Annotated in this window: 20 protein-coding genes and 3 pseudogenes; 2 read left to right on the top strand and 21 right to left on the bottom strand. The window is 70.5% G+C overall.

The genetic code is table 11. The features are described from left to right. Nucleotides 1-190: 190 nt before the first annotated feature. The 9 genes and pseudogenes from nusB to ACIP8Z_RS27895 all read right to left on the bottom strand — a co-directional run. Nucleotides 191-628 carry a transcription antitermination factor NusB gene (gene nusB / locus ACIP8Z_RS27935; protein ID WP_189832318.1) on the bottom strand — a complete coding sequence of 146 codons (438 nt, stop codon included), beginning with the start codon at nt 626-628 and terminating at the stop codon, nt 191-193. A gap of 2 nt (nt 629-630) precedes the next feature. Then, nucleotides 631-1,197, bottom strand: a complete 567-nt coding sequence (efp, locus tag ACIP8Z_RS27930; RefSeq protein ID WP_030316297.1) for an elongation factor P — start codon at nt 1,195-1,197, stop codon at nt 631-633. Between the two features lie 49 nt (nt 1,198-1,246). After that, the gene (locus tag ACIP8Z_RS27925; protein WP_402088088.1) at nt 1,247-2,359 is read right to left on the bottom strand and encodes an aminopeptidase P family protein; all 1,113 of its coding nucleotides are present in this window, start codon (nt 2,357-2,359) and stop codon (nt 1,247-1,249) included. Nucleotides 2,360-2,486: 127 nt separating this feature from the next. Further along, the gene (locus ACIP8Z_RS27920) at nt 2,487-3,608 is read right to left on the bottom strand and encodes an AAA family ATPase (RefSeq protein ID WP_402088085.1); all 1,122 of its coding nucleotides are present in this window, start codon (nt 3,606-3,608) and stop codon (nt 2,487-2,489) included. Nucleotides 3,609-3,721: 113 nt separating this feature from the next. Beyond that, nucleotides 3,722-4,168 (bottom strand): type II 3-dehydroquinate dehydratase, encoded by a 447-nt coding sequence (aroQ, locus tag ACIP8Z_RS27915; RefSeq protein ID WP_319318030.1) that lies wholly within the window; start codon nt 4,166-4,168, stop codon nt 3,722-3,724. Further along, the gene (gene aroB, locus ACIP8Z_RS27910) at nt 4,165-5,262 is read right to left on the bottom strand and encodes a 3-dehydroquinate synthase (protein WP_402088082.1); all 1,098 of its coding nucleotides are present in this window, start codon (nt 5,260-5,262) and stop codon (nt 4,165-4,167) included. The genes aroQ and aroB overlap by 4 nt, the downstream gene beginning before the upstream one ends. After that, entirely contained in the window at nt 5,259-5,780 is a 522-nt protein-coding gene (locus tag ACIP8Z_RS27905; RefSeq protein ID WP_319318034.1) for a shikimate kinase, read from the bottom strand. The genes aroB and ACIP8Z_RS27905 overlap by 4 nt, the downstream gene beginning before the upstream one ends. Continuing rightward, nucleotides 5,777-6,961: a chorismate synthase gene (gene aroC / locus ACIP8Z_RS27900; RefSeq protein ID WP_319318036.1), complete on the bottom strand. Its 1,185-nt coding sequence runs from the start codon at nt 6,959-6,961 to the stop codon at nt 5,777-5,779. Before aroC ends, ACIP8Z_RS27905 begins: the two co-directional genes overlap by 4 nt. A 457-nt stretch (nt 6,962-7,418) precedes the next feature. Continuing rightward, a pseudogene (locus ACIP8Z_RS27895) lies at nt 7,419-7,664 on the bottom strand (IS5/IS1182 family transposase); the annotation flags it as partial. On the opposite strand from ACIP8Z_RS27895, the pseudogene ACIP8Z_RS27890 reads away from it, so the two are divergent. Then, nucleotides 7,617-8,724, top strand: a pseudogene (locus tag ACIP8Z_RS27890) (IS110 family transposase). The pseudogenes ACIP8Z_RS27895 and ACIP8Z_RS27890 sit on opposite strands and share 48 nt — an antisense overlap. Here ACIP8Z_RS27890 and ACIP8Z_RS27885 read toward each other — a convergent pair. From ACIP8Z_RS27885 to ACIP8Z_RS27845, 9 genes and pseudogenes are all read right to left on the bottom strand, one after another. Further along, nucleotides 8,705-9,337: a transposase gene (locus ACIP8Z_RS27885; RefSeq protein ID WP_402088079.1), complete on the bottom strand. Its 633-nt coding sequence runs from the start codon at nt 9,335-9,337 to the stop codon at nt 8,705-8,707. The pseudogene ACIP8Z_RS27890 and the gene ACIP8Z_RS27885 sit on opposite strands and share 20 nt — an antisense overlap. 282 nt (nt 9,338-9,619) lie before the next feature. Next, nucleotides 9,620-10,096 carry an RICIN domain-containing protein gene (locus ACIP8Z_RS27880; protein ID WP_402088330.1) on the bottom strand — a complete coding sequence of 159 codons (477 nt, stop codon included), beginning with the start codon at nt 10,094-10,096 and terminating at the stop codon, nt 9,620-9,622. 257 nt (nt 10,097-10,353) lie between these two features. Next, a pseudogene (locus ACIP8Z_RS27875) lies at nt 10,354-11,130 on the bottom strand (IS5 family transposase). A gap of 200 nt (nt 11,131-11,330) precedes the next feature. Next, on the bottom strand, nt 11,331-12,155 hold the full coding sequence (locus tag ACIP8Z_RS27870; protein ID WP_402088076.1) for a shikimate dehydrogenase: 825 nt from the start codon (nt 12,153-12,155) through the stop codon (nt 11,331-11,333). Then, nucleotides 12,152-13,978, bottom strand: a complete 1,827-nt coding sequence (gene mltG / locus ACIP8Z_RS27865) for an endolytic transglycosylase MltG (protein ID WP_402088073.1) — start codon at nt 13,976-13,978, stop codon at nt 12,152-12,154. Before mltG ends, ACIP8Z_RS27870 begins: the two co-directional genes overlap by 4 nt. A 102-nt stretch (nt 13,979-14,080) precedes the next feature. Next, entirely contained in the window at nt 14,081-14,545 is a 465-nt protein-coding gene (gene ruvX / locus ACIP8Z_RS27860) for a Holliday junction resolvase RuvX (RefSeq protein WP_030316278.1), read from the bottom strand. A 2-nt stretch (nt 14,546-14,547) separates the two neighbouring features. Next, entirely contained in the window at nt 14,548-17,217 is a 2,670-nt protein-coding gene (alaS, locus tag ACIP8Z_RS27855; RefSeq protein WP_402088071.1) for an alanine--tRNA ligase, read from the bottom strand. Then, on the bottom strand, nt 17,217-17,573 hold the full coding sequence (locus ACIP8Z_RS27850) for a DUF6167 family protein (RefSeq protein ID WP_402088069.1): 357 nt from the start codon (nt 17,571-17,573) through the stop codon (nt 17,217-17,219). Before ACIP8Z_RS27850 ends, alaS begins: the two co-directional genes overlap by 1 nt. A gap of 6 nt (nt 17,574-17,579) precedes the next feature. Next, on the bottom strand, nt 17,580-18,017 hold the full coding sequence (locus tag ACIP8Z_RS27845; protein ID WP_383868851.1) for a DUF948 domain-containing protein: 438 nt from the start codon (nt 18,015-18,017) through the stop codon (nt 17,580-17,582). A gap of 158 nt (nt 18,018-18,175) precedes the next feature. On the opposite strand from ACIP8Z_RS27845, the gene ACIP8Z_RS27840 reads away from it, so the two are divergent. Then, the gene (locus ACIP8Z_RS27840) at nt 18,176-20,488 is read left to right on the top strand and encodes an ATP-binding protein (RefSeq protein ID WP_402088066.1); all 2,313 of its coding nucleotides are present in this window, start codon (nt 18,176-18,178) and stop codon (nt 20,486-20,488) included. A gap of 49 nt (nt 20,489-20,537) precedes the next feature. Here ACIP8Z_RS27840 and rpsD read toward each other — a convergent pair whose 3' ends face one another. The 3 genes from rpsD to ACIP8Z_RS27825 form a co-directional block, all read right to left on the bottom strand. Next, entirely contained in the window at nt 20,538-21,152 is a 615-nt protein-coding gene (gene rpsD, locus ACIP8Z_RS27835) for a 30S ribosomal protein S4 (protein ID WP_024758279.1), read from the bottom strand. Between the two features lie 463 nt (nt 21,153-21,615). Beyond that, nucleotides 21,616-22,968 (bottom strand): replication-associated recombination protein A, encoded by a 1,353-nt coding sequence (locus tag ACIP8Z_RS27830; protein WP_030316266.1) that lies wholly within the window; start codon nt 22,966-22,968, stop codon nt 21,616-21,618. Nucleotides 22,969-23,032: 64 nt separating this feature from the next. After that, nucleotides 23,033-23,659: a vitamin K epoxide reductase family protein gene (locus ACIP8Z_RS27825; protein ID WP_319318052.1), complete on the bottom strand. Its 627-nt coding sequence runs from the start codon at nt 23,657-23,659 to the stop codon at nt 23,033-23,035. Between the last annotated feature and the right edge of the window lie 123 nt (nt 23,660-23,782).

Raw genomic sequence — 23,782 nt, 5'->3', positions numbered from 1 at the left:
ACCGCCGGGCCCGTGGACGTCACCCGACGTCCACGGGCCCGCGGCGTTTCCACCGTCGCCCACTCCGGTCCGACCCGCCCTCACGAGCCCTGCCGCTTCCGCCGTCGCGAACCAGGAGCCCGGGATACGCCGAAGGGGCCCGCAGCACGAGTGCTGCGGGCCCCTTCGACTGCCGGTGACGTCTTCCGCCTCAGGCGTCCGCGTCCCGGCGCAGACGCGGCTTCAAGTCCTTGAAGCGCGCCAGCAGACCGTTGACGAAGGTCGGGGACTCGTCCGTGGAGAACTCCTTGGCGAGCTGCACCGCCTCGTCGATCGCGACCGCGTCCGGCGTGCCGTCCTCCCAGATCAGCTCGTACGCACCGAGGCGCACGATGTTCCGGTCGGCGACCGGCATCCGGTCGAGGTCCCAGTCCACCGCGTAGGTCGCGATGAGCTCGTCGATCCGAGCCACGTGGGACGCGTAGCCCTCGACCAGCTGCATGGTGAAGTCGTTCACCGGCGGCTGGCGGTCGTCCGACCGCGCGTGCCGGACCTGGTCCGCGAGAACCTCCTGGACGGAGGCACCACGCTGGTCCGCCTCGAAGAGGATCTGGAAGGCGCGCTTGCGGGCCTTGCTCCGAGCGGCCACGGTTACTTGTTCACCCGGCCGAGGTAGTCGCTGGTGCGGGTGTCGACCTTGATCTTCTCACCGGTGGTGATGAAGAGCGGGACCTGGATCTCGTGACCGGTCTCCAGCGTGGCGGGCTTGGTGCCGCCGGTGGAGCGGTCGCCCTGGACGCCCGGGTCGGTGTGCTTGATCGTCAGCTCGACGGCGGCCGGGAGCTCGACGTAGAGCACCTCGCCCTCGTGCTGGGCGACGGAGGCGGTGAAGCCCTCGATGAGGAAGTTGGCGGCGTCGCCGACGGACTTGCGGTCGACCATCAGCTGGTCGTAGGTCTGCTCGTCCATGAAGACGAAGTAGTCGCCGTCCATGTAGGAGAACTGCATGTCGCGGCGGTCGATGGTGGCCGTCTCGACCTTCACGCCGGCGTTGAAGGTCTTGTCGACGACCTTGCCGGACAGCACGTTCTTGAGCTTGGTGCGCACGAAGGCCGGGCCCTTGCCGGGCTTGACGTGCTGGAACTCGACGACGGACCAGAGCTGGCCCCCGTCGAGCTTGAGCACCATGCCGTTCTTGAGGTCGTTCGTGGAAGCCACGGTTGCGGAATCTCCTGGACTGACGTGGGACCGAGGATGCGTACGCGCCCTACAGCGCGAGCAGCTCCTTGGTCGTGATGGTGAGTAGCTCGGGTCCGCCGTCCGCCTCCTGGCGCACGACGAGCGTGTCATCGATCCGGACCCCGCCCCGTCCCGGGAGGTGAACCCCCGGTTCGACGGTGACCGGCACACAAGCGTCCAGTTTACCCATGGCCGAGGGTGAGAGCTGCGGGTCCTCGTCGATTTCGAGCCCCACCCCGTGCCCGGTGAGGGGTACGGCGGCCTCTCCGTGCCCCGCCGAGTCCAGAATCTGGCGGGCCGCCCGGTCCACGTCGCGGTACTCGGCGCCCGGTACGAGGGACTCCCGCCCGGCCCGCTGAGCGGCGAAGACGAGCTCGTACAGCTCGATCTGCCAGTCGGCCGGCGTCGTGCCGATGACGAAGGTGCGGCCGATCTCGCAGCGGTAGCCCCGGTAGTCGGCGCCGAGGCAGACGGAGAGGAAATCACCCTCCTCGACCCGGCGGTCGGAGGGCCGGTGACCCCGGCGGCCGGAGTGCGGGCCGGTCGCCACCGAGGTCGGGAAGGCCGCCCCGTCGGCGCCGTGGTCGACGAGCCGCCGCTCCAGTTCCAGGGCGAGGTGCCGCTCGGTCCGCCCCACCAGGATCGACTCCAGGAGCTCGCCGAGCGCCTGGTCGGCGATCTCGGCGGCGATCCGGAGACAGGCGATCTCGTCCTCGTCCTTGACGATCCTCAGCTGCTCCACGGCGCACGCGAGGTCGGCGAGCCGCAGACCGGGCGAGACGGAGCCCATGGCCCGGTGCCGGGTCACGGTCAGATCGTGCTCCTCGACCGCCAGCGCGTCCGCGCCCGCCCGGCGGGCGAGGTCGACCGCGGCGACGGCAGGATCTCCGCCGCCCGCGGGCAGGACCTGCCGGCGGAGGAGTTCGTCGAGCCGCCCGTCGGCCGGTTCACCCGTGGGCGCGACCGGGCAGAGCAGCACGTCCGCGTCGGGCTCGGGCCCGACGAGGAGGACCGCTCCCGGGGGCGAACCGCCCGCGAGATAGCGGACGTTGGCAGGGCGGGAGACCAGGGCCGCCGGGCTGCCCGCGGCCGCGCAGCGATCGCGCAGCCGTACACGGCGGTCCGCATACACCTCTGACATGCTCCGAGCGTACGAGCAGCGGGCCGCGGTGGCCTGTTCAGAACGGCCGACCGGGCGGGGAACCCCCCGCCGGGCCGTGGTCGGGCGCCGCGGGCCGGGCCGGGCCTCCCCGGACCCGGCCCGGGGGTCACCAGGTGGGCGGGCTGGCGATCGCGCGGGCCAGGACGTCGTCGAGGACGCGGGCGGTGGTCTCGACGTCGTACGTGGAGTTGTCGATGATCGGCAGGCCGGAGCCGTACCAGCCGGCCATCCGGCCGTGGATGGCGGCGACCTCCTCGTCCGAGAGCCGCCGGTTGCCGCTGCGCTCGGCGTTGCGCTCCAGGACGATCTCCAGACCGGGCAGGAGCACCACGGGCAGCAGTCCGGGGCCGACGTGGCGCTTCCAGCCGCCGAGGCCGACGACGGGCCGGTCGGGGAAGACGGCGTCGTCGACGATGCAGGAGATGCCGTTGGCGAGGAAGTTGCGCGCGGCGAAGCCGCAGGTGCGGCGGGCGAGCCGGTACTGCGCCTCGGAGTGCTCGTTCCACCCGGACTGCGGGTCGGCGAAGCCGGAGCAGACCCACTCGCGGACGTCGTCGAGGCTGATGTGCGCGGTGGGCACCCGGCGGCGCTGGGCCCAGTGCCGGGCCACGGTGGTCTTGCCGGCGCCGGCGGGGCCGATGAGCAGCACGGCGAGGGTCGCGGCCCCGGTACCGCCGCCGTGCTCCACGGCGGGCGCGAGCGGCGCGCTCACCGGCGGCAGGGGCAGGTGTCCGGTGAGGTCGACGCGGGGGGGCTGCCCGCCGGGGTACTGCGATCCGCCGGGGTGCTGCGGACCGCCGGAACGCTGCGGTACGGCTCCGGAACCGCCCCAGCCGGGCGTCCCGGGTCCCGCGGGCGGCGCGGAGTGCGGAGGCGGGGCCGAGTGCGGAGGCGGCGCGGAATGCGACGGCGACGCGGCGTGCGGGGGCCGGGGCGCGCCGCTCTGGACGGTCGGGTGCACGCCGAGCCGGGATCCGGCGGGCGGGCCCGGGTACGGGGCGCCGGGCGGAGGCGGCGGTATCGGCGGCCGCCCGCCCGGGGCACCGCCGGCCGCGGCGGACACGGGTCCGGCCGCTGCTCCGGTCCCGGCTCCGCGACCCGGGCCGGTGCCGGGCCCGGGGACGCCCCCGGGCGCGGAAGCGGAATCGGGTCCCGGCCCGGTGCCGGGACCGGTCGCCCCACCCGGTCGCTCCGGCGGTGGCAGCGGACCCCCCACTGCGTGCTGCATCCGGTCCCACTCCGTCTCGTACGCCTGTTGTATCCGGTGTATCCGGTGCGCCGGAACGTTACCGCCCCCGGCCCCCACACGGGGAACGGCCGGGGCCTCCCCCGGGTGCCCTGTCAGTCCGTCAGTTCCTCGGCGAGCGCCCGCAGCGCCAGCCGGTAGGAACCGATCCCGAACCCGGCGACCGTCCCGGTCGCCACGGCCGCGACGACCGAGGTGTGCCGGAACTCCTCCCGGGCGTACGGGTTCGAGATGTGGACCTCGATCAGCGGCGCGGTCCGCTGGGCGGCCGCGTCCCGCATCCCGTACGAGTAGTGCGTGAACGCGCCCGGGTTGATCACCACCGGGGTCGAGCGGTCCGCCGCCTCGTGCAGCCAGCGGATCATCTCGCCCTCGTCGTTCGTCTCCCGCACCTCGACGTCGAAGCCGAGCTCCGCCCCGAGGGTCTTGCAGGACTCGACGAGCCCCTTGTAGGAGGTGGCGCCGTAGATGTCGGGCTCGCGGGAGCCGAGCCGGCCCAGGTTGGGGCCGTTGAGCACCAGAACGGGACGGGGATCGCTCACGCGGACACCTCGCCGTACGCGGCGATCAGGACCGCCGGGTCGGGACCCTCCAGGACGGTCGGCTTGCCGATCCCGTCGAGCACGATGAAGCGCAGCAGGTCGCCGCGGGACTTCTTGTCCACCCGCATGGTCTCCAGCAGCTTGGGCCACTGGTCGCCGCGGTAGGTGAGCGGCAGTCCGACGGACTCCAGGATCGCCCGGTGCCGGTCGGCGGTCGCGTCGTCGAGGCGCCCGGCGAGGCGGCCGAGCTCGGCGGCGAAGACCATGCCGACGGAGACGGCGGCGCCGTGGCGCCACTTGTACCGCTCGTTCTTCTCGATGGCGTGGGCGAGGGTGTGGCCGTAGTTGAGGATCTCGCGGCGGCCGGACTCCTTGAGGTCGCCGGAGACGACCTCGGCCTTGACCCTGATCGAGCGGACGAGCAGCTCGGCGGTGTGCGGACCGGCGGGGGTGCGGGCCGCCTGCGGGTCCTCCTCGATGAGGTCGAGGATCACCGGGTCGACGATGAAGCCGGCCTTGATGATCTCCGCGAGGCCGCTGACGTAGTCGTGCACCGGCAGCGAGTCGAGCGCGGCCAGGTCGCAGAGGACCCCGGCGGGCGGGTGGAAGGCGCCGACGAGGTTCTTGCCCTCGGCGGTGTTGATGCCCGTCTTGCCGCCGACGGCCGCGTCCACCATCGCGAGGACGGTGGTCGGTACGGCGATCCAGCGGACGCCCCGCAGCCAGGTCGCGGCGACGAAGCCGGCCAGGTCGGTGGTGGCGCCGCCGCCGACGCCCACGATGACGTCGCTGCGGGTGAAGCCGGTCTGGCCGAGCGCCTTCCAGCAGTAGGCGGCGACCTCGGCGGTCTTCGCCTCCTCGGCGTTCGGCACCTGGATGGCGACCGTCTCGTAGCCCTGGTCGGCGAGGTCCGCGCGGAGCGCCTCACCGGTGTCGGCGAGCGCCTCCGGGTGGATCACGGCGACCCGCTTGGCCTGGTTGCCGATGAGGGCCGGGAGCTCGCCCAGCAGCTGCCGGCCGACCAGCACCTCGTACGGATCCGTGCCGGCGCTGCCCGCGACGTGGATACGGGTGACTTCCTGGTCCGTCGTCATGCGTCCTTCTTCAGATCCAGTGCCGCGAGGACCGCGTCCGCGACCTCTTCGGGGGTGCGGTCGTCGGTGGTGACGACGGCCCGGGCGACTTCCGTGTACAGATGGCGGCGCGCGTCCATCAGCTCGCGCCACTGGCGGCGCGGGTTGACGGCGAGCAGCGGGCGCGCGGTGTTGAGGCCGACGCGCCGGACCGCCTCGTCGACGTCCATCGAGAGGTACGCGACGGGCAGCCCGGCGAGCAGGGCGCGGGTTCCGGCGTCGAGGATGGCGCCACCGCCGAGGGCGAGGACGCCCTCGTGCCCGGCGAGGGCCGCGGCGACCGCGTCCCGCTCCAGGGCGCGGAAGTGCTCCTCGCCGTCCTCGACGAAGATGTCGGAGATCTCGCGGCCCTCGGCGGCGACGATGTCGGCGTCGGTGTCCCGGTAGGGCGCGCCGAGCCGTTCGGCCAGGAGCGCGCCCACCGTGGACTTGCCGGAGCCCATGGGCCCGACGAGGACGACCAGGGGACCGCCGGTCACCGGATGCGCAGGTTCTCGAGGTACGACCGCACGTTGCGCCGGGTCTCCGGGACGCTGTCGCCGCCGAACTTCTCGACGACGGCGTCCGCGAGGACGAGCGCGACCATGGCCTCGGCGACGATGCCGGCCGCGGGGACGGCGCAGACGTCGGAGCGCTGGTGGTGGGCCTGGGTGGCCTCGCCGGTGGCGACGTCGACGGTGGCGAGGGCGCGCGGCACGGTCGCGATGGGCTTCATCGCGGCGCGGACCCGGAGCAGTTCGCCTGTGGTCAGGCCGCCCTCGGTGCCGCCGGAGCGGCCGGAGGTGCGCTTGAGGCCGTCCTCGGTCCTCACGATCTCGTCGTGGGCCTTGGAGCCGGGCACGCGGGCCAGCTCGAAGCCGTCGCCGACCTCGACGCCCTTGATGGCCTGGATGCCCATGAGGGCGGCGGCGAGCCGCGCGTCGAGACGCCGGTCCCAGTGGACGTGGGAGCCGAGGCCGACGGGCACGCCGTAGGCCAGCACCTCGACGACACCGCCGAGGGTGTCGCCGTCCTTGTGGGCCTGGTCGATCTCGGCGACCATCGCCTTCGACGCGTCGGCGTCGAGGCAGCGGACCGGGTCGGCGTCGAGCTTCTCGACGTCGGCGGGGGTCGGGTAGACGCCGTACGGGGCCTTGGCGGCGGCCAGTTCGACGACGTGGGAGACGATCTCGATGCCCGCGGTCTCCTTGATGAAGGAGCGGGCGATCGCGCCGAGGGCGACACGGGCCGCGGTCTCCCGGGCGCTGGCGCGCTCCAGGATCGGCCGGGCCTCGTCGAAGCCGTACTTCTGCATGCCGGCGAGGTCGGCGTGACCGGGACGCGGCCGGGTCAGGGGGGCGTTGCGGCCCGTCTCCTTGAGCTCGGAGGGGTCGACCGGGTCGGCCGCCATGACCTTCTCCCACTTGGGCCACTCGGTGTTGCCGACCATGACGGCGATCGGGGAACCGAGGGAGAGCCCGTGCCGGACTCCGCCCAGGAAGGTGATCTCGTCCTGCTCGAACTTCATCCGGGCGCCACGCCCATAGCCGAGGCGTCGCCGCGCGAGGTGGTCCGCCACCAGCTCAGTGGTGACCGGGACGCCGGCGGGAAGACCCTCCAGTGTCGCGACCAGCGCGGGTCCGTGGGATTCCCCAGCGGTCAGCCAACGCAACCTGCTCAACGATGCTCCTCATGCTCGCGCCTGGGTACTGCGACGGCGCGACCGGGTGCGCGGCCCTGGCCCGCCATCCCTGATCCTCCCACGTCCGCGGGACGAACCCGTCCTCCGGTCCAGCTGTCGGACGTCCGTCTCGCTCACTGTCAGCCCAACAGAGCGCCAGAGACCGACTCGACTGAAGAGGCGGCTCGCACTTCCCTAAGGCGCAGGATCGATCATCCTCGGAGACCGCTGCTGACGGGCGCCCCCCACGTTGCCTTCCGACGGTTCACCACGAGGTATCTGCTCACAATTTCTTTCCAGGAAGCCCAAGACAAGTTGCGTCCTCGGAGGGGTCGTCGATGCGGTCGCCGTTCTCGCTGTCGGCGCCGTAGCACTGAACCCCCATCGTTGTCTCTCCCTCACCCTGTCAACGCCGGTCGCGGTCATCATGGCATGAGGAACCGACAGCTCAGGACGGTCATAACCATTCGCCGATCGCGGCAATCAGGATGGTGGCCTCGAAGCGGACCGCCAGCTTGTCGAACCGCATGGCCACCGCCCGATTGCGCTTGAGCCGGTTGATCCCGCGCTCGACCGCATGCCGGGCCTTGTAGTCCTCGCGGTCGAAAACCGGAGGCCGCCTGCCGGCCTTGCCGGGTCGCTTGCGGTTCGCGGCCTGGTCAGCAGGCTCCCGGATCGCGCACCGGATTCCCCGCTTTCGCAGGCCCACCACGACGTCGCACTCGTCGATGCGGGCGGGCATCAGCTCGCCAAGGTGCGGATCAGCGACGATGCCGCAGGGTTTGCCCAGCTCATGGCTCTGCTGGCCGAGCACGGCGACAGCGAGGAATCACCTATTCCGGTGGCGATCGAGACGTCACGCAGACTGCTTGTCGCCTGCCTACGGGCCATCGGTCCACCGGTCTTCGCGATCAATCCGCTGGCGGTCGCCCGCTACGGGGACCGCCACTCCGTCGCCCGCAAGAAGTCAGACGCCGTCGACGCCGCTGCCCTGGCCAACATCCTGCGAACCGACATGGCTGCCCACCGCCCGCTGCCGGCGGACTCCGAGCTCGTCCAGGCCATCGCCGTGGTCGCCCGGGCCCAGCAGGACGCCGTCTGGGCCCGCGGCCAGGCCCCCAGCAAGCTTCGATTCTCCAACAGGCGGGCCGCGTCCGCGGCATCCATGCCGAAGCCGAACGGCTCCACGAAGTCTTCAAACGCGACTACCTCCACCAGCTCCCGCAGGTCGAAGCGGCTCTCGGACATCAGACTTCCGCTCTGCTCAGGCAGCTGACCACCGCCTGCGACAACGCCGACCAGCTCGAAGAAGCCGTCACGCAGGCCTCGACGAGCATCCGGACGCGCCGGTCATCCGCAGCCTTCCGGGTCTCGCCGCACTGACCGGCGCCCGGGTCCTGGCGGAGATCGGCGACGACCGGACCCGCTTCGCCACCGCCGGCTCCCTCAAGGCCTACGCGGGAAGCGCCCCGGTCACCAGGGCCAGCGGCAAGAGCTGCAAGGTCATGAGCCGGAAGGTCAAAAACCAGAGACCGGTCGCAGTCGGCTACGTCTGGGCCTTCGGCGCTCTCACCAGGTCGCCAGGCGCCATAGCCCACTACGACCACCGACGAGCAGCCGGCGACCGTCACGTCGCAGCACAGCGGAACCTCTCCGACCGTTTCATGGGCATGCTGTTCCACGGCCTCCAGAACGGCCACACCTACGACGAAGCAATCGCCTTGCCACGGGCCTCAACAGGCCTCAAGGCAGCAGCAGCCTGACGCCTATCCGCGTGGGATGTCTTGTCGCTCCCACCCGCAGCGGACGGACACGGGGACGGCCAGGACCGGTGCGGGGCACCCGGATGCCTTCCAGGACGGCGGTGAACCGAGGGCTGTCACCACGCTGACCTGCGGTGACCAGCAAAGGCAGCGGCCGCTGGCCCTGCTCGCAGGCGAGGTGGATCTTGGCGGTGAAGCCTCCCCGGGACCGGCCCAGGCCGTGGTCGTCGGGTTCGGTGCGGGTGCCGCCCAGCGGTTCCTTCTGAGCCTGTCCGTCGCGGCGGCGCCTGCGGCGTGCTGGTGAGCCCGGCAAATCGTGGAGTCGATGTTGACCTCCCACGTGATCAGCCCTGCCCCATCCGCCTGGGCCTGCAGCCGGGTCAGCAGCACTGGCCACGTGCCATCCCGCTGCCAACGGCGGAAGAGCCCATAGACGGTCTGCCACCGGCCCGTACTCCGACGGCAGATCCCGCCACGGAGCACCGGTCCGCACCCGCCACCGGATCCCGTCGATCAGCCTCCGCCAACCCACCGCCGGCCTGCCCCGCATCGCGACCGGCAACAGCGGCTCCAGCACGGCCCACTGACCGTCAGAAAGATCCCCTCGCCCCACACCGCGATCATCACGACGCAGGGCGAACGACGAAACCCACTTCTAAACACGGCCTAGCCCGGCCGTAAATCTTCAAGCAGCCTGCCGAGAAGATGGACTCTACCGCCACAAACCATCGAGACAGATTTTCAATTTCGGCAATCCAGCCAAGGTCTCCATATACGAATAGAGAACTCTTACAGCTCCGCCTCCTTGGGTACACCGTCGCCCACCAGAGATTTACCACAAGAGACGCAATGGAGACCCGACCAGGATAGAGATGAGTAATTCAGTGACAGATCACTACCTCATCAAATTCATGTGCCAATTTTGCGACGGCGGCCAATCAGCAGTATTACAAGACCACAGCGTAAGCCATGTACCATTACCGCCATTGCCGCCATAGTTTGTGATGCACTTGGACCCAAACATAGTGTACGTGATCTGCGGACTGGAGGGAGCCCACGTATTACCAACCGTGAAATACTGTGAATCATCTTCATTGGAAGCGCTCAAGCAAGACCAAAGCGTAAGCACCGTTCCATTTTGCCTAGAAGCACCCCCCTTGGGTGTTATGCACTTACCGCTCGCAACATGTCGAACTCTATAGTCACTCTGCCAAACAAATTTCTGCAGCGAACTGCCGGTGCAGTCCCAGATCGTCAAGATCGTCCCATTAGTCGTATCACCACCCAGAGGCGTAGCACACTTCACCCCAAATCCCCAAGTGTGAAGCGAATCGACTTCGCTCCTCTCCGCGTGGGCCGGCACTGAACCCATCACAGTAAAGGCCACAAAAGCCGATAGAACTACGGCGAAACGCCTCATAAAAAAACCCACCGCTCCAGTAGTTGCTCACCGCGACGCCACAGAAGCGTCACATTATCGACCGGCGACACTACTCACACGCAGTCCAAAAATCAAGAATGCCCCTCTTAATCCATCACAAAAATTTACAGATGTCCAATATAGTCGCACCATATCGGATAATTCAGCACTAATATCGTGTCCTATGTGGCGAGGCGAACGAGTCGCTTCTAGCAGCAAACAGCTGCGGCGAGGCCGAGGAATGCCAGGTAGTTGCGGCGGAGGCGCTCGTAGCGGTGGTTGAGTCTGCGGTAGCCGGTCAGCCAGGACATGGTCCGCTCGATCACCCAACGGCGGCGTCCGAGGCGTTCCGACGACTCGATGCCCGACGCCGATGCGTTTCCCGCGGAGCCATTTACGCAGCTCAGGTGTGTCGTAGGCCTTGTCGGCGTGCAGGCGCTGGGGCTTGAAGTGGCGGCCCCGGTGGGGATCATCTCTCGTTTGGTGACCCAGCACCATGGGCTTCACAGCCTGGCTGTCTTGGGTGTTGGCGGCCTAGACGCGGACGACCAAAGGCAGTCCGGCAGCGTCCGACAGGACGTGCATCTTGGAACCCGCTTTGCCCCGGTCCACGGGGCTTGGACCTGTGAGTTCGCCGCCTTTTCAGCCCTCAGGCGGGCCGCGTCCGGGACGGCCCGGGAGAGGTCGAGGAGGCTGGCGTCGTCGAGGCGGCGCAGGATCTCCTCGTGCAGCCGGCCCCAGACTCCGGCCCTCGACCAGATCAGGAACCTGCGGTGGGCCGTGGACTTCGATATCCCGAAGCAGGGCGGCAGCGACCGCCAGGCACATCCGCTGACCAGGACGTAGATGACCGCCGCGAACAGCGTCTCATCAGGCGTGTCCTGCGTCCCGCCGCTCTGCGACCGCGCCTTCGACGGCGGGATCAGCAGCTCCGCGATCTCCCACAACCCGTCCGGAACCATCCAACTCCACGTCCCCCACCCCATACCGACATCAACGAGCTCGCTTGCCCTTCTTGCATCGACCCACCTGCGGAAGGACGAGACGTTCCCTCGACTCGCGGCCGGGTTCGGCGTCTCGGCCGCGAGAGCTTGGCTCCAGATCGAACGCGTCTTTTCGCGTCTGAAGTCCTGGCGAATTCAACAACGAGCCGCAGACCATGGCTCTTTCGCCCTGCTATTTCCTACTAGGCGGCCAGTGCCCGCTCACCCGCGATTCTCATAGCGGCTAGCGGGGCGGTTGCCACTCCGGTCATCTGCTCGACCTGGAGGACGGCCTGGTGGACGAGGAGGTCGAGTCCGCCGACCACCTTGCCGCCGCGGTCGGACCAGGCGGCGGCGAGCGCCGTCGGCCACGGGTCGTACAGGACGTCGAAGAGGGTGCCGACGGCGTCGGGGACGGCGCCCGCGAGGGCGTTCGTCGTACCGGCGGGGGTGGTCGCGACGACCAGCGGCGAGGCGAAGGCCTCCGCCGCGTCGTCCCAGGCGGCCGTACGGACCTCCACGCCGAGCCGCTCGCCCCAGCCGCGCATCTCCTCGGCCCGCGCCTCGCTCCGCACGTACGCGGTGACGGGTCCGTCGCAGATCCGGGCGAGCGCGGCCAGCGCGGAGGAGGCGGTGGCGCCGGCGCCGAGGACCGCCGCCGACTCCACCTTCTCGACACCCCGCTCCCGCAGGGCGGCGAGCATGCCGGGGATGTCGGTGTTGTCACCGACCCGGCGGCCGTCCTCGCGGAGGACGACCGTGTTCACCGCCTCGACCGAGGCGGCCGTGTCGCTGATCCCGTCGAGCAGCGGGATGATCGCCCGCTTGAGCGGCATGGTCAGCGACAGTCCGGCCCAGCTGTCGTCCAGCTCGCGGACGAAGCCGGGCAGCCCGGCCTCGTCGACCTCGAAGCGTTCGTACGACCAGTCGTCGAGACCGAGCGCCGCGTACGCGGCCCGGTGCAGGACCGGGGAGAGCGAGTGCGCGATCGGCGAACCGAGGACGGCCGCACGGTGATTCTTGCTCACTGCCCCTGCTTCCGTTCCTTCTCGTACTCCGCGACGTTCTGGTTGTGTTCCTTGAGGGTCACGGAGAAGACGGTCTTATTCTCGTTGATCGACACGAAGTAGTACCACGGGCCGTCGGCGGGGTTCATCGCCGAGTTCAGCGCCTCGATGCCCGGGTTGCTGATGGGACCGGGGATGAGGCCCTTCACGTCGTACGCGTACGTGTTGTACGGATCCTTGATCTTGCGCATCTCCTCGACGGTGCCGACGTCGAGGGTGCTCTCGCCCTTGAGGTAGTTCACCGTCGAGTCGAACTCCAGGCGGCCCACGGTCTCCACGTTGTTCGGCTTGAGGCGGTTGTAGACCACCCGCGCCACCTTGTCGAAGTCGTGCTTGTACTTGCCCTCGACCTGCACCAGGCTCGCGATCGTCAGGACTTCCCACGGCCCCTTCAGACCGTGCTCCTTCGCCTTCACTTCGAGGTCGAGCTTCCCGTACTCCTGGTTGGCACGCGAGACCATCTTGCGGAGCGCGTCCTCCGGCTTGGTGCCCTTCGCGACGGGGTACCGAGCGGGGAAGAGGAACCCTTCCAGCGGGTCCTTGAGATCCTCGTGCCCCTTGGCCCAGTCGGGCAGGCCGAGCGAGTCGGCCTTTTCGAGCGCGATCTCCTTGGTGGTGCCTGGCTTGAGGCCGAGCCGCTGGTCGAGCGCCGCGTAGACCCAAGCGTTCCGCCTGCCCTCGGGAATGGTGAGGTTGGCCTGGCTCGCCGGGGTGAGCATCAGCGCGACCGCGCTCTCGGCCGACATCCCCTTCTTCAGCGTGTAGACACCGTCCTGGATAGAGGTGCCGTCGGGGTTCCGCTGCTGGGCCGAGACGAAGGCGTCGACACTCTTGACGACGCCCGCCTTCTTCAGGATGTTGCCCATCTCGGAGCCGAGCGCGCCCTTCGGGATCTCGACCTGCACCTCACCCGAGCCCGTGCCCGCGTAGTCCTCCGCCGCGCCGAACTGGCCCTGCCAGAACTGGTAGCCGAAGTAGCCGACGCCGCCGACGCCGCCCGCGAGGACGAGCGCGACGACCAGGCAGGCCACGCCGTTCTTGCCCTTGCGCTTGTTCGCCTTGCTCCGGCGTTCGCGGTCGCCGCCGCGGGAGCCCCGGCCGCGGCCCGGCTCCTCGTCGTACTCGTCGTCGTCCGGGGCTTCCTCGCCGGTGAAGAAGGGGTGCTTCTCCTCCTCCGGCTCCGGCTCGGGCTGGGCCTCCTCCTCCGGCGCCCAGTCGATCACCGGTTCCGGCGGGTGCTGCCGGCGGCCGGGAGGCTGGGGCGGGGGGTACGCCTCGGGCGTGCCGTACAGGTCGGGGTTCTGGCCGCCGTACGGATCGGCCGGAGTCCCGGCGTACGGCATCGCCGCCTGGCCCGTCTCCCAGTTGCCGTCGTACTGCTGTCCGAGGTGCCCGGGCGTGTCGTAACCGCCCTCGTACCCGGTCGCGTACTGCTGCTGATGCTGCTGCTCGTACGCCTGCTGCTGTTCGTACGACTGCTGGTACTGCTGCTGCGCCGCGTGCTGCTGCGCCTGCTGCTGGTACTGCTGCTGCGGATCGGCGTACCCCTGCGGCTGCTGCTGGTACTGCTGGGCATGCTGCTGGTACGGGTCGGCCTCATAGCCCTGACCGGCCTGGCCGCCCTGCCCGTACGGGTCCTGGTAGCCGTGAGCGCCCTGGTCGTACTGGTTCGCCTGCTGCGGGTGCGGGTAGTGCTGCTGCTGGCCCTCCCACCCCTGGTCCCCGTACAGCGGGTCCCCGGGGTGCCACGGTTCGGAGCCGGGGCTCCGGCCATACTCAGTCATCGATCCCCAAAACAGCCGCGAGGCTTCCGGACGATCCGCCTCTACGTAGTGCGGCAGCTGTTCGAACACCGCCGCATCGCGCGGAACGTTACCGTATCGCGATCAGATGACCACTTCGACGCCCTCACCGGGCGGATTACCTGATACCCGTTCGGACTCAAGAGCGTTCTGAAGGATGATCACAGCGGCGGCCTGATCGATGACGGACCGCCCCTTCTTGGCCTTCACACCGGAGGCCCGCAGCCCCTGGGTCGCGGTGACCGTGGTCATCCGCTCGTCGACCAGCCGGACCGGCACCGGGGCGATGCCCTTGGCCATCTCCCCGGCGAAGGCACGGACCTTGGTCGCGGCCGGACCCTCCCGCCCGCTGAGCGAGCGGGGCAGGCCCACGACGACCTCGATCGGCTCGTACTCCTCGACGATCTGGCGGAGCCGCCGGTGGGCGGCCGGGACGTCACGTCCCGGCACGGTCTCCACCGGCGTGGCGAGGACCCCGTCGGGGTCGCACGAGGCGACCCCGATCCGGGCGTCCCCGACGTCGACCGCGATACGGCGGCCGCGACGCATCGTCACGCCGTCTCCACCACGAGACGCTCGACGGCGGCGATGGCCTCGCCGACGGCCTCCGGGTTCGTACCGCCGCCCTGGGCGACGTCCGGCTTGCCGCCGCCACCGCCACCGAGGGTCTTGGCGGCCGTGCGGACCAGCTCGCCGGCCTTGAGGCCGCGCTCGCGGGCGGCCTCGTTGGTGGCGATGACCGTGAGCGGCTTGCCGTTGGCCGTGGTGAACAGGGCGACGACGGCCGGGCGGCCGCCCGAGATGCGCCCTCGCACGTCGAGGACCAGCTTGCGCAGGTCGTCGGCGCCGGTGCCGTCCGGGACCTGACCGGTCACCAGGGCGACGCCGCGGACGTCCTGGGCGGAGTCGACGAGACCGGCGGCGGCCTGGAGGACCTTCTCCGCGCGGAACTTCTCGATCTCCTTCTCGGCGTCCTTCAGCTTGCCGAGCATGGTGGAGATCTTCTCCGGCAGCTCTTCCGGACGGCCCTTGACCAGCTCCTGGAGCTGGGCGACGACCGTGTGCTCCTTGGCGAGGAAGTTGTACGCGTCGACACCCACGAGGGCCTCGATACGGCGCACACCGGAGCCGATGGAGGACTCGCCGAGCAGCTTCACCAGACCCAGCTGGGCGGTGTTGTGGACGTGCGTACCGCCGCACAGCTCCTTGGAGAAGTCGCCGATGGTGACGACGCGGACCCGCTCGCCGTACTTCTCGCCGAACTCGGCGATGGCGCCCTGGCGCTTGGCCTCGTCGATCGGCATGACCTCGGCGTGCACCTCCAGCTCGCGCGAGAGGACCTCGTTGATCTTCTGCTCGACGTCGGTGAGGACCGTGCCGGGGACGGCGTTCGGCGAACCGAAGTCGAAGCGGAAGCGGCCGGGCTGGTTCTCCGAACCGGCCTGGGCGGCCGTCGGGCCGAGGGCGTCGCGCAGCGCCTGGTGGGTGAGGTGGGTGGCCGAGTGGGCGCGGGCGATGGCCCGGCGGCGGCGCACGTCGATGGTGGCGTAGGCGGTGGCGCCCACGGTCACCTCGCCGACCTGCACGGAACCCTTGTGCACGGAGACACCGGGAACGGGCTGCTGGACGTCGCGGACCTCGATGACCGCGCCGCTGTGCAGCTTGATCCGGCCCTGGTCGGCGATCTGACCGCCGCCCTCGGCGTAGAACGGGGTGCGGTCGAGGACGACCTCGACCTCGTCGCCCTCGGAGGCGGCCGGCGAGGAGACGCCGTTGACGAGGAGACCGACGACGGTGCTCTCGCCCTCGGTGTTGGTGTAGCCGGTGAACTCGGTGGCGCCGTTGCTGTCGGCGATCTCCCGGTACGAGGTCATGTCGGCGTGGCCGGTCTTCTTCGCCTTGGCGTCGGCCTTGGCGCGGTCCCGCTGCTCCTTCATCAGGCGGCGGAAGCCGTCCTCGTCCACGGAGAGGCCCTGCTCGGAGGCCATCTCCAGGGTGAGGTCGATCGGGAAGCCCCAGGTGTCGTGGAGCAGGAACGCCTTGTCGCCGGAGAGGATCGTTCCGCCGGCGGCCTTGGTCTCGGTGACGGCGGTGTCGAGGATGTTGGTGCCGCCCTTGAGGGCCTTGAGGAAGGCGGCCTCTTCGGCGAGGGCGACGGTCTCGATCCGCTTGCGGTCGGTGACCAGCTCCGGGTACTGCTCGCCCATCGTGTCGATCACGGTGTCGACGAGGTCCTGGACGACCGGGCCGGTGGCGCCGAGCAGGCGCATGTTGCGGACGGCGCGGCGCATGATGCGGCGCAGCACGTAGCCGCGGCCCTCGTTGCCCGGGGTGACGCCGTCGCCGATGAGCATGACGGACGTACGCATGTGGTCGGCGACCACGCGGAGCGAGACGTCGCTGTCGTGGGCCTTGCCGTAGGCGACGCCGGTGAGCTCGGTGGCCTTGTCGATGACGACCTGGAGGGTGTCCGTCTCGTACATGTTCTGGACGCCCTGGAGGATCATCGCCAGGCGCTCGAGGCCGAGGCCCGTGTCGATGTTCTTCGACGGCAGCTCGCCGAGGATCGGGAAGTCGTCCTTCCCGGTGCCCTCGCCGCGCTCGTACTGCATGAAGACCAGGTTCCAGATCTCCACGTACCGCTCGTCGTTGACGGCCGGGCCGCCCTCGACGCCGAACTCGGGGCCGCGGTCGTAGTTGATCTCGGAGCACGGGCCGCAGGGGCCGGGGACGCCCATCGACCAGTAGTTGTCCTTCTTGCCGAGGCGCTGGATGCGCTCGGCGGGGACGCCGACGACGTCGCGCCAGATCTGCTCGGCCTCGTCGTCCTCCTGGTAGACGGTGATCCAGAGCTTCTCCGGCTCGAGCCCGTAGCCGCCGTGCTCCACCGGGGTGGTCAGCAGCTCCCAGGCGAGCTTGATGGCGCCTTCCTTGAAGTAGTCGCCGAAGGAGAAGTTGCCGCACATCTGGAAGAACGTGCCGTGGCGGGTCGTCTTGCCGACCTCTTCGATGTCCGGCGTACGCACGCACTTCTGCACGCTGGACGCGCGCGTGAAGGGCGGCTTGACCTCGCCCAGGAAGTAGGGCTTGAAGGGCACCATGCCGGCGGGGACGAGCAGCAGAGTCGGGTCGTCCGCGATGAGCGACGCCGAAGGGACGACGGTGTGCCCGCGCTCCTCGAAGAAGCTCAGCCAGCGGCGGCGGATTTCAGCCGACTCCATCAGTGGTCCTCATTCCGGTTGTACGAGATCGTGGGAATTGCATGCGTGGTCGGGTACGGGGTCGGGCCGAGGGCTCCCCGGCGGCGCGGCTCCGGAAGCTCCCGGTCCTGGGCCGGGCCCGGTTCGACGGGAGCGTCGAGGCCGAGTGCCTCCTCCAGTTCGGCCTCCCGCTGGACCATGCCCGCCCTCACGTCGAGGGCGAAGTCCTTGAGGCGGTGGCCGGTCTCGATCGCCTTGTTCGCCGCCTGGGCCGCGAGGCTCTCGGGGGTCAGCTGCTTCAGCTTCCGGTTGACCTTGGTGGTGGCCCACACGCCGGCGGCTGCGCCGGCCGTGAACCAGAACGTGCGGCGGAACATCGCGGCTCAGCCCTTCTGCTTCCGGCGTCGCGAGGACGGCACGGTACGGCCGACGATCACAGTACGTCGCGAGGAGGCCCCCGGCACGTCCGCGCCGTCCCCGCCGCGGCCCAGCGCCTTGCGCACCCCGTAGCCGAAGGCCGCGACCTTGACGAGCGGGCCGCCGAAGGTGGAGGCGACGGTGGAGGAGAGCGCGGAGGCGTTGGAGGTGACCTCCTGGACGTCCGAGGCGATGGCGTCGACCCGGTCGAGCTGGGTCTGTGCCGAGCGGACGGTCGCGGAGGCGTCGGCCAGCAGGGGGACGGCCTGCTCGGTCACGTCCGCCACCATCTTGGTGGTCGCCCTGAGCGTCTGCGCCAGCCTCACCAGAACCACGGCGAGGAAGGAGACCAGGATCGCCCAGAAGACGGCCACCAGGATCCCGGCAACCTCTCCACCGGTCACTCTGCACCGCTCTCTGCTGTCGTTGGGCCCTTACGAAAAGTCGTCCCCCGACCCTATCGCGCCCGGGCTGTCGCCCCGCACCGCATTACCGCCTGTGCGACGGGAGTTACGGGAACCGATTGTACGGAGCGCGCGGGGGTGAGTACGCTCCGTGTCCCATGCGACGGAGCAATCTCCCGGCGGAGCTCAACCGGTTCGTCGGACGGGCCACCGAGCAGGCCGCACTGACGGCGCTCCTCGACACGTCCCGCCTGGTCACGGTCGTGGGCGTGGGTGGGGTCGGCAAGACCCGGCTCGCCCTGAGGGCTGCCGCGAGGGCGCAGAAACGCTACAGCGACGGGGTGCGGCTCGCCGAGCTCGCGCCGCTGCGCGACCCCGAGCTGATCGAGTACGCCCTGGTCGAGGCGCTCGGCCTGACCGACCACACCCCGCGGCCCCCGCGCGAGGTGCTCGTCGAGCATCTCGCCGAGCGGCGGACGCTGCTGGTCGTGGACGGTTTCGAGCACCTCGTGGAGGACTGCGCGCAGCTGGTGCGGGAACTCCTCGAGCGCGCTCCCGGGCTGACCGTCCTCGCGGTCGGCCGGCGGCCCCTGCGGGTGGCGGGCGAGACGGTGCTCCCGCTGGCGCCGCTGGGCGAGGAGGACGCGATGACGCTGCTCGCGGAGCGGGCGGCGGAGGCGGGCGCGCCGACCCTGCCGGGGGCGGGGGCCGGAGCCGGGGCGGGGGCCTGGGCCGGGGCCGGGGCCGGGGCCCTCCACGGTGTTCCCACGCGGACGGGCGTGCCCGTCGCCCACCCGGGCACGGCCGCGGCCCTGCCCGGAGTCCCGGGAGGCCGGGCCGCCGGAGGCCCGCCCCGGGACGCCGTACGGGAGTTGTGCCGGCGCCTCGACGGGATTCCGCTCGCCCTCGAACTGGCGGCCGGCCGGCTGCCGCTGCTCTCCGTCGAGCAGATGCTGTACCGCCTCGACGACCGCTTCCGGCTCCTCACGGACGGCGAGCGCGGGGCACTCCCCCGCCATCAGACGCTGCGCACCGCGATCGGCTGGAGCCATGAGCTGTGCACCCCGGAGGAGCGGCTCCTCTGGGCGCGGCTCTCCGTCTTCCCCGGTCCCTTCGACCTGGAGGCGGTGGAGTACGTGTGCGGGGGCCCGGAGCTGCCGCCGGAGCGGATCCTGGATCTGCTCGGCGGACTGCTCGCGCAGTCGCTGCTCACCCGGGAGGACACTCCGGCCGGTTCCGCGTACCGGATGCTCGACACGGTCTCGGCGTACGGGGCGGAGTGGCTCGCGGCGCTCGACGACACGGTGCGGATGCGGCGGCGGCACCGCGACTGGTACATGGGCCTGGCCACCTGGTGCGAGCTGGAGTGGTTCAGCCCGCGCCAGCCCGAGGTGGCGGCCCTGACGGAGGCGGCGCTGCCGCATCTGCGGGCGGCCCTCGAACTCTGCCTGGAGCTGCCCGAGGACGCGCATCTCGCCCAGCACCTGGCGGGCACGCTCTGGTTCGCCTGGGTGGGCTGCGGGCGTCTCTCGGAGGGCCGGCACTGGCTGGACCGGGCCCTGGCGCTCGAATCCGGCCACGAGGAGGCGCGGCTCAAGGCGCTGTGGGTGCTCGGGTACGTGGCGGTGCTGCAGGGCGACGGTACGGCGGCGGTGGCGGCGCTCCACGAGTGCGGGGAGCGGGCCAGGTCCTCGCGGAACGCGCTGGCGGAGGCGTACGCGACGCACCGGATGGGCTGTCTCGCGCTGCTCACGGACGACATGCCGCGGGCCGAGGACCTGATCGGGCGGGCGCTCGACGCGTACCGGGAGCTCGGCGAGCTGAACAGCAACGTGCTGATGGCACAGATCGAGCTGGCGATGGCGCGGGCCTTCCGGGGCGACCTGGAGGGGGCGGGCGCGCTCTCCCGGGAGGTCAGGGAGGTCTGCGAGGAGCGGGGCGAGCTGTGGACCCGGGCGTACGCCCTCTATGTGCTGGGGTATCTGGCGTGGGCCGGGGGCGCGTACGGGGAGGCGCGGGAGCTGCTCACCGAGTGCGTGTCGATCAACGACGGCTTCCGTGATCTGGTCGGCCTCGTCCTGGCGATCGAGCTGCTCGCCCTGGTGACGGTGAGCGAGGGCGACGCGGAGGAGGCCGCGGTCCTCCAGGGGGCGGCGGTCCCGGTGTGGGACACGGTGGGCGTCCGGCTCTTCGGCTCGGAGGCGTTCGACGTGCCGAGGGCGCTGTGCCAGCAACAGGCCGAGGAGGCGCTGGGTGCGGAGGCGTACGGCGCCGCGTTCCGGGCGGGCCAGGGGCTCTCGGCGGCGGAGGCGGTGGAGCGCGCGCTCGTGGCCGGCCGGAGTCCGGCCGTCGGCGTCCCGGCGGAGGAGGCCGCGCCGCGTCCGTTCCGTACCGCCGGCACGGCGGCGGTCCCGGGAACGCGAAAGCCCGCCGGCTCCCCCACCGGCAAGGGCGGGGAAGCGGCGGGCTGAACACCGCGGGGGTGGTACTACGTCCCCCGGCTCGCGCCGGGGGCCCGGATCAGCGGGCGTAGTACTCGACGACCAGCTGCTCGTCGCAGATGACCGGGATTTCCTTGCGGTTCGGGTCGCGGTCGAGGCGGAAGGCCAGGGCCTTCAGGTTGACCTGCAGGTAGCGCGGGGTCTCACCGTCGGCGGCGAAGCCACCCTCACGGGCGACCTCGAACAGCGGCTTGGTGCGGCTGCGCTCGCGGACCATCACGACGTCGTCGGGACGGACGCGGAACGACGGCTTGTCGACCTTGCCACCGTTGACCTGGATGTGGCCGTGGACGACCATCTGACGGGCCTGGTAGATGGTGCGGGCGATGCCCGAACGCAGGACCAGGGCGTCGAGGCGACGCTCGAGCTCGACGACCAGCGCCTCGCCCGTCTTGCCCTCGGCCTTCTTGGCACGGTCGTAGGCGCGCGCCATCTGGCGCTCGCTGATGTCGTACTGGGCGCGCAGGCGCTGCTTCTCGAGCAGACGGACCTTGTAGTCCGAGTTCTGCTTGCGGCCACGGCCGTGCTCGCCCGGCGGGTAGGGGCGGGCCTCGAAGTACTTGACAGCCTTCGGGGTCAGCGCGATGCCGAGGGCACGCGACTTCTTGACCTTGGGACGGGACTGGTTCGGCATGAACCAACCTCTCTACTGGTACGAAACGGCTTCACCAGGGTTAGGGGAGGTCGCATCCGCAGCCCGGGAAACCCGTCGGGTCCGTACAGGACGGACCGTGCCGGGCAGCCGCTCCCAGGTCTGGGCACATACGTGCAGCACGCGAACGACCCACCGCCGCTCCCGGGAATCCCGGGTGGTGGTGGGTGGCACGCGACACCTTCGAAGGTGCGCGACGCTCCTGGAAACCCCGCCCGAGGGCCGGGTCTCCGGCTGACTGTCCCGTTCTGGTGGTGCCGACCGGAGCCGGACACGGGACGCAGCAATCCCGACCAGTGTACCGGCTCCGCGGGACTCCCTCGCACGCGCTACCGGCGGCCTCAGCGGCAGGTGGCGAGCAGCTCCTCGACGGCCTTCTTCTCCGGCGGGGACACCGTGGGACGAGGCCAGGTGCGCGGGGTGCGGGTCCGGGCGAAGGGCGCGCCTACTCGTCACCCTTCAGGCGGGCCCTCACGCGCTCCACCACGTCCGCGTACCGCGCCTCCGCGCCGTAGCGGGTCGGCTCGTAGTACTGGCGGCCGTGGATCGTGTCCGGGGCGTACTGCTGGGCCGCGATGCCGCCCGGGACGTCGTGGGGGTAGACGTAGCCCTGGGCGTGGCCGAGCTTGGCCGCGCCCTTGTAGTGGCCGTCGCGCAGATGCGGCGGGACCGATCCCGCGAGGCCGTTGCGCACGTCCGCCAGGGCGGCGCCGATCGCGGTGGTCGCCGCGTTCGACTTCGGGGCCAGCGCCAGGGCGATCGTCGCGTGGCTCAGGGTGAGCGCCGCCTCGGGGAAACCGATCATCGCGACGGCCTGTGCGGCGGCGACGGCGATCGGCAGCGCGTTCGGATCGGCGAGGCCGATGTCCTCGCTCGCGGAGATCATGAGGCGGCGGGCGATGAACCGCGGGTCCTCCCCCGCCTCGATCATCCGGGCCAGGTAGTGCAGGGCCGCGTCCACGTCCGAGCCGCGGATCGACTTGATGAGCGCGCTGGCCACGTCGTAGTGCTGGTCGCCGTCCCGGTCGTACTTCACGGCCGCGCGGTCGACGGTCTCCTCGACCGTCTCCAGGGTGATCTCCGGCTCGCCCTTGGCGATGGCCGCGCCCGCGGCCGCCTCCAGGGCGGTCAGGGCGCGCCGGGCGTCGCCGCCCGCGACCCGCAGGAGGTGGGCCTCGGCGTCCTCCGGGAGGGTCACCGCCCCGCCGAGCCCGCGCTCGCCGGTGAGCGCCCGGGCCATCAGGCCGCGCAGGTCGTCGTCGGTCAGCGGCTCCAGGGTGAGGAGCAGGGAGCGGGAGAGGAGCGGGGAGATGATCGAGAAGTACGGGTTCTCGGTGGTGGCCGCGATGAGCGTGACCCAGCGGTTCTCGACGGCGGGCAGCAGCGAGTCCTGCTGGGCCTTGGAGAAGCGGTGGATCTCGTCGAGGAAGAGGACGGTCTCCTTGCCGTAGCCGCCGACCGCGCGGCGGGCTCCGTCGATGACGGCGCGGACCTCCTTGACGCCCGCGGTGATCGCCGACAGCTCCACGAACCGCTTGTTGGTCGCCTTGGAGACCACGTACGCCAGAGTGGTCTTCCCGATGCCGGGCGGGCCCCAGAGGATCACGGAGGAGGCGCCGGCGGGGCCTCCGTCGCCGTCGCCCACCAGTCGGCGCAGCGGCGATCCGGGCTTGAGCAGGTGCTTCTGCCCCACCACCTCGTCGAGGGTGCGCGGACGCATCCGGACGGCCAGCGGGCTGCTGGCGGGGTCCTTCTCCTGGCGGTCTTCGGCTGCTGCCGTAAAGAGGTCGGGCTCCACAGTCATGAAGCCTAGGTCACGCCACCGACAGCGCCGTCTCCGCCGGCTGTCCCCCGGCGGACGGTCAGCTGGTCCAGAAGTCCCACCAGCGGGTCAGGATCAGCATGCCGATGATCCCGATGTGCAGGACGGGGAGGATCCAGGTGAACTCGTCGAAGAAGGTCCTGAGGCCGCGGGGGGCGGGGATGACGCCGCTGCGGACGTTGTGCGAGGTCACATACCAGAACATGACGATGGTGGCGACCCAGGCCAGGCAGCACCACAGGCACAGCGAGTTGATCTCGTACAGCGACTGGTACATCAGCCAGGTGCAGAATCCGACGCCGAAGAGGGTGCCGGCGTTGAGGCCGAGCCAGTACCAGCGGCGGTAGCGGGCCCCGGCGAGCAGCGCGAGACCGATGGCGATCACCATGGCGTACGTCACGAGGCCGAGCATCGGGTTCGGGAAGCCGAAGACCGAGGCCTGCTCGCTCTTCATGATGTTGCCGCAGGAGACGATCGGGTTGAGGCTGCACCCGGGGACGAAGTTCGGGTCTTCGAGGAGCTTGAACTTGTCGATCGTGATGACCCAGGCGGCGAGCACCCCGGCCGCTCCGGTGATCACGAGCATCCAGGCGAAGGCCCTGCTCGCCCCGATCGTGCCGCCGTCGTGCCGGCCGGACGCGGCCTCGTCCACCGCTGCCTTCGTCATGTCGCCTGTTCCCTCGCTCGCGAGCCTTGTGGGCACGGTCATTCTGCCGTACGGGGCGGCGGGCCCGCCGTTCGCCGGGGATAAGTGAAGCGAACACAAGGACGACGGGAAGGGGCCCGGACC

Source organism: Streptomyces sp. NPDC088553 (assembly GCF_044752965.1).
Classification (GTDB): Bacteria; Actinomycetota; Actinomycetes; order Streptomycetales; family Streptomycetaceae; genus Streptomyces.
This window is presented reverse-complemented; position numbering and strand designations above follow the sequence as displayed.

Coding starts and splice junctions, on each gene's coding strand:
- ACIP8Z_RS27925 (WP_402088088.1), bottom strand. CDS start 2,359: ATGTCAGAGGTGTATGCGGACCGCCGTGTACGGCTGCGCGATCGCTGC.
- ACIP8Z_RS27920 (WP_402088085.1), bottom strand. CDS start 3,608: ATGCAGCACGCAGTGGGGGGTCCGCTGCCACCGCCGGAGCGACCGGGT.
- aroB (WP_402088082.1), bottom strand. CDS start 5,262: ATGACGACGGACCAGGAAGTCACCCGTATCCACGTCGCGGGCAGCGCC.
- ACIP8Z_RS27880 (WP_402088330.1), bottom strand. CDS start 10,096: ATGGGTTCAGTGCCGGCCCACGCGGAGAGGAGCGAAGTCGATTCGCTT.
- mltG (WP_402088073.1), bottom strand. CDS start 13,978: ATGACTGAGTATGGCCGGAGCCCCGGCTCCGAACCGTGGCACCCCGGG.
- ruvX (WP_030316278.1), bottom strand. CDS start 14,545: ATGCGTCGCGGCCGCCGTATCGCGGTCGACGTCGGGGACGCCCGGATC.
- alaS (WP_402088071.1), bottom strand. CDS start 17,217: ATGGAGTCGGCTGAAATCCGCCGCCGCTGGCTGAGCTTCTTCGAGGAG.
- ACIP8Z_RS27850 (WP_402088069.1), bottom strand. CDS start 17,573: ATGTTCCGCCGCACGTTCTGGTTCACGGCCGGCGCAGCCGCCGGCGTG.
- ACIP8Z_RS27840 (WP_402088066.1), top strand. CDS start 18,176: ATGCGACGGAGCAATCTCCCGGCGGAGCTCAACCGGTTCGTCGGACGG.
- rpsD (WP_024758279.1), bottom strand. CDS start 21,152: ATGCCGAACCAGTCCCGTCCCAAGGTCAAGAAGTCGCGTGCCCTCGGC.
- ACIP8Z_RS27825 (WP_319318052.1), bottom strand. CDS start 23,659: ATGACGAAGGCAGCGGTGGACGAGGCCGCGTCCGGCCGGCACGACGGC.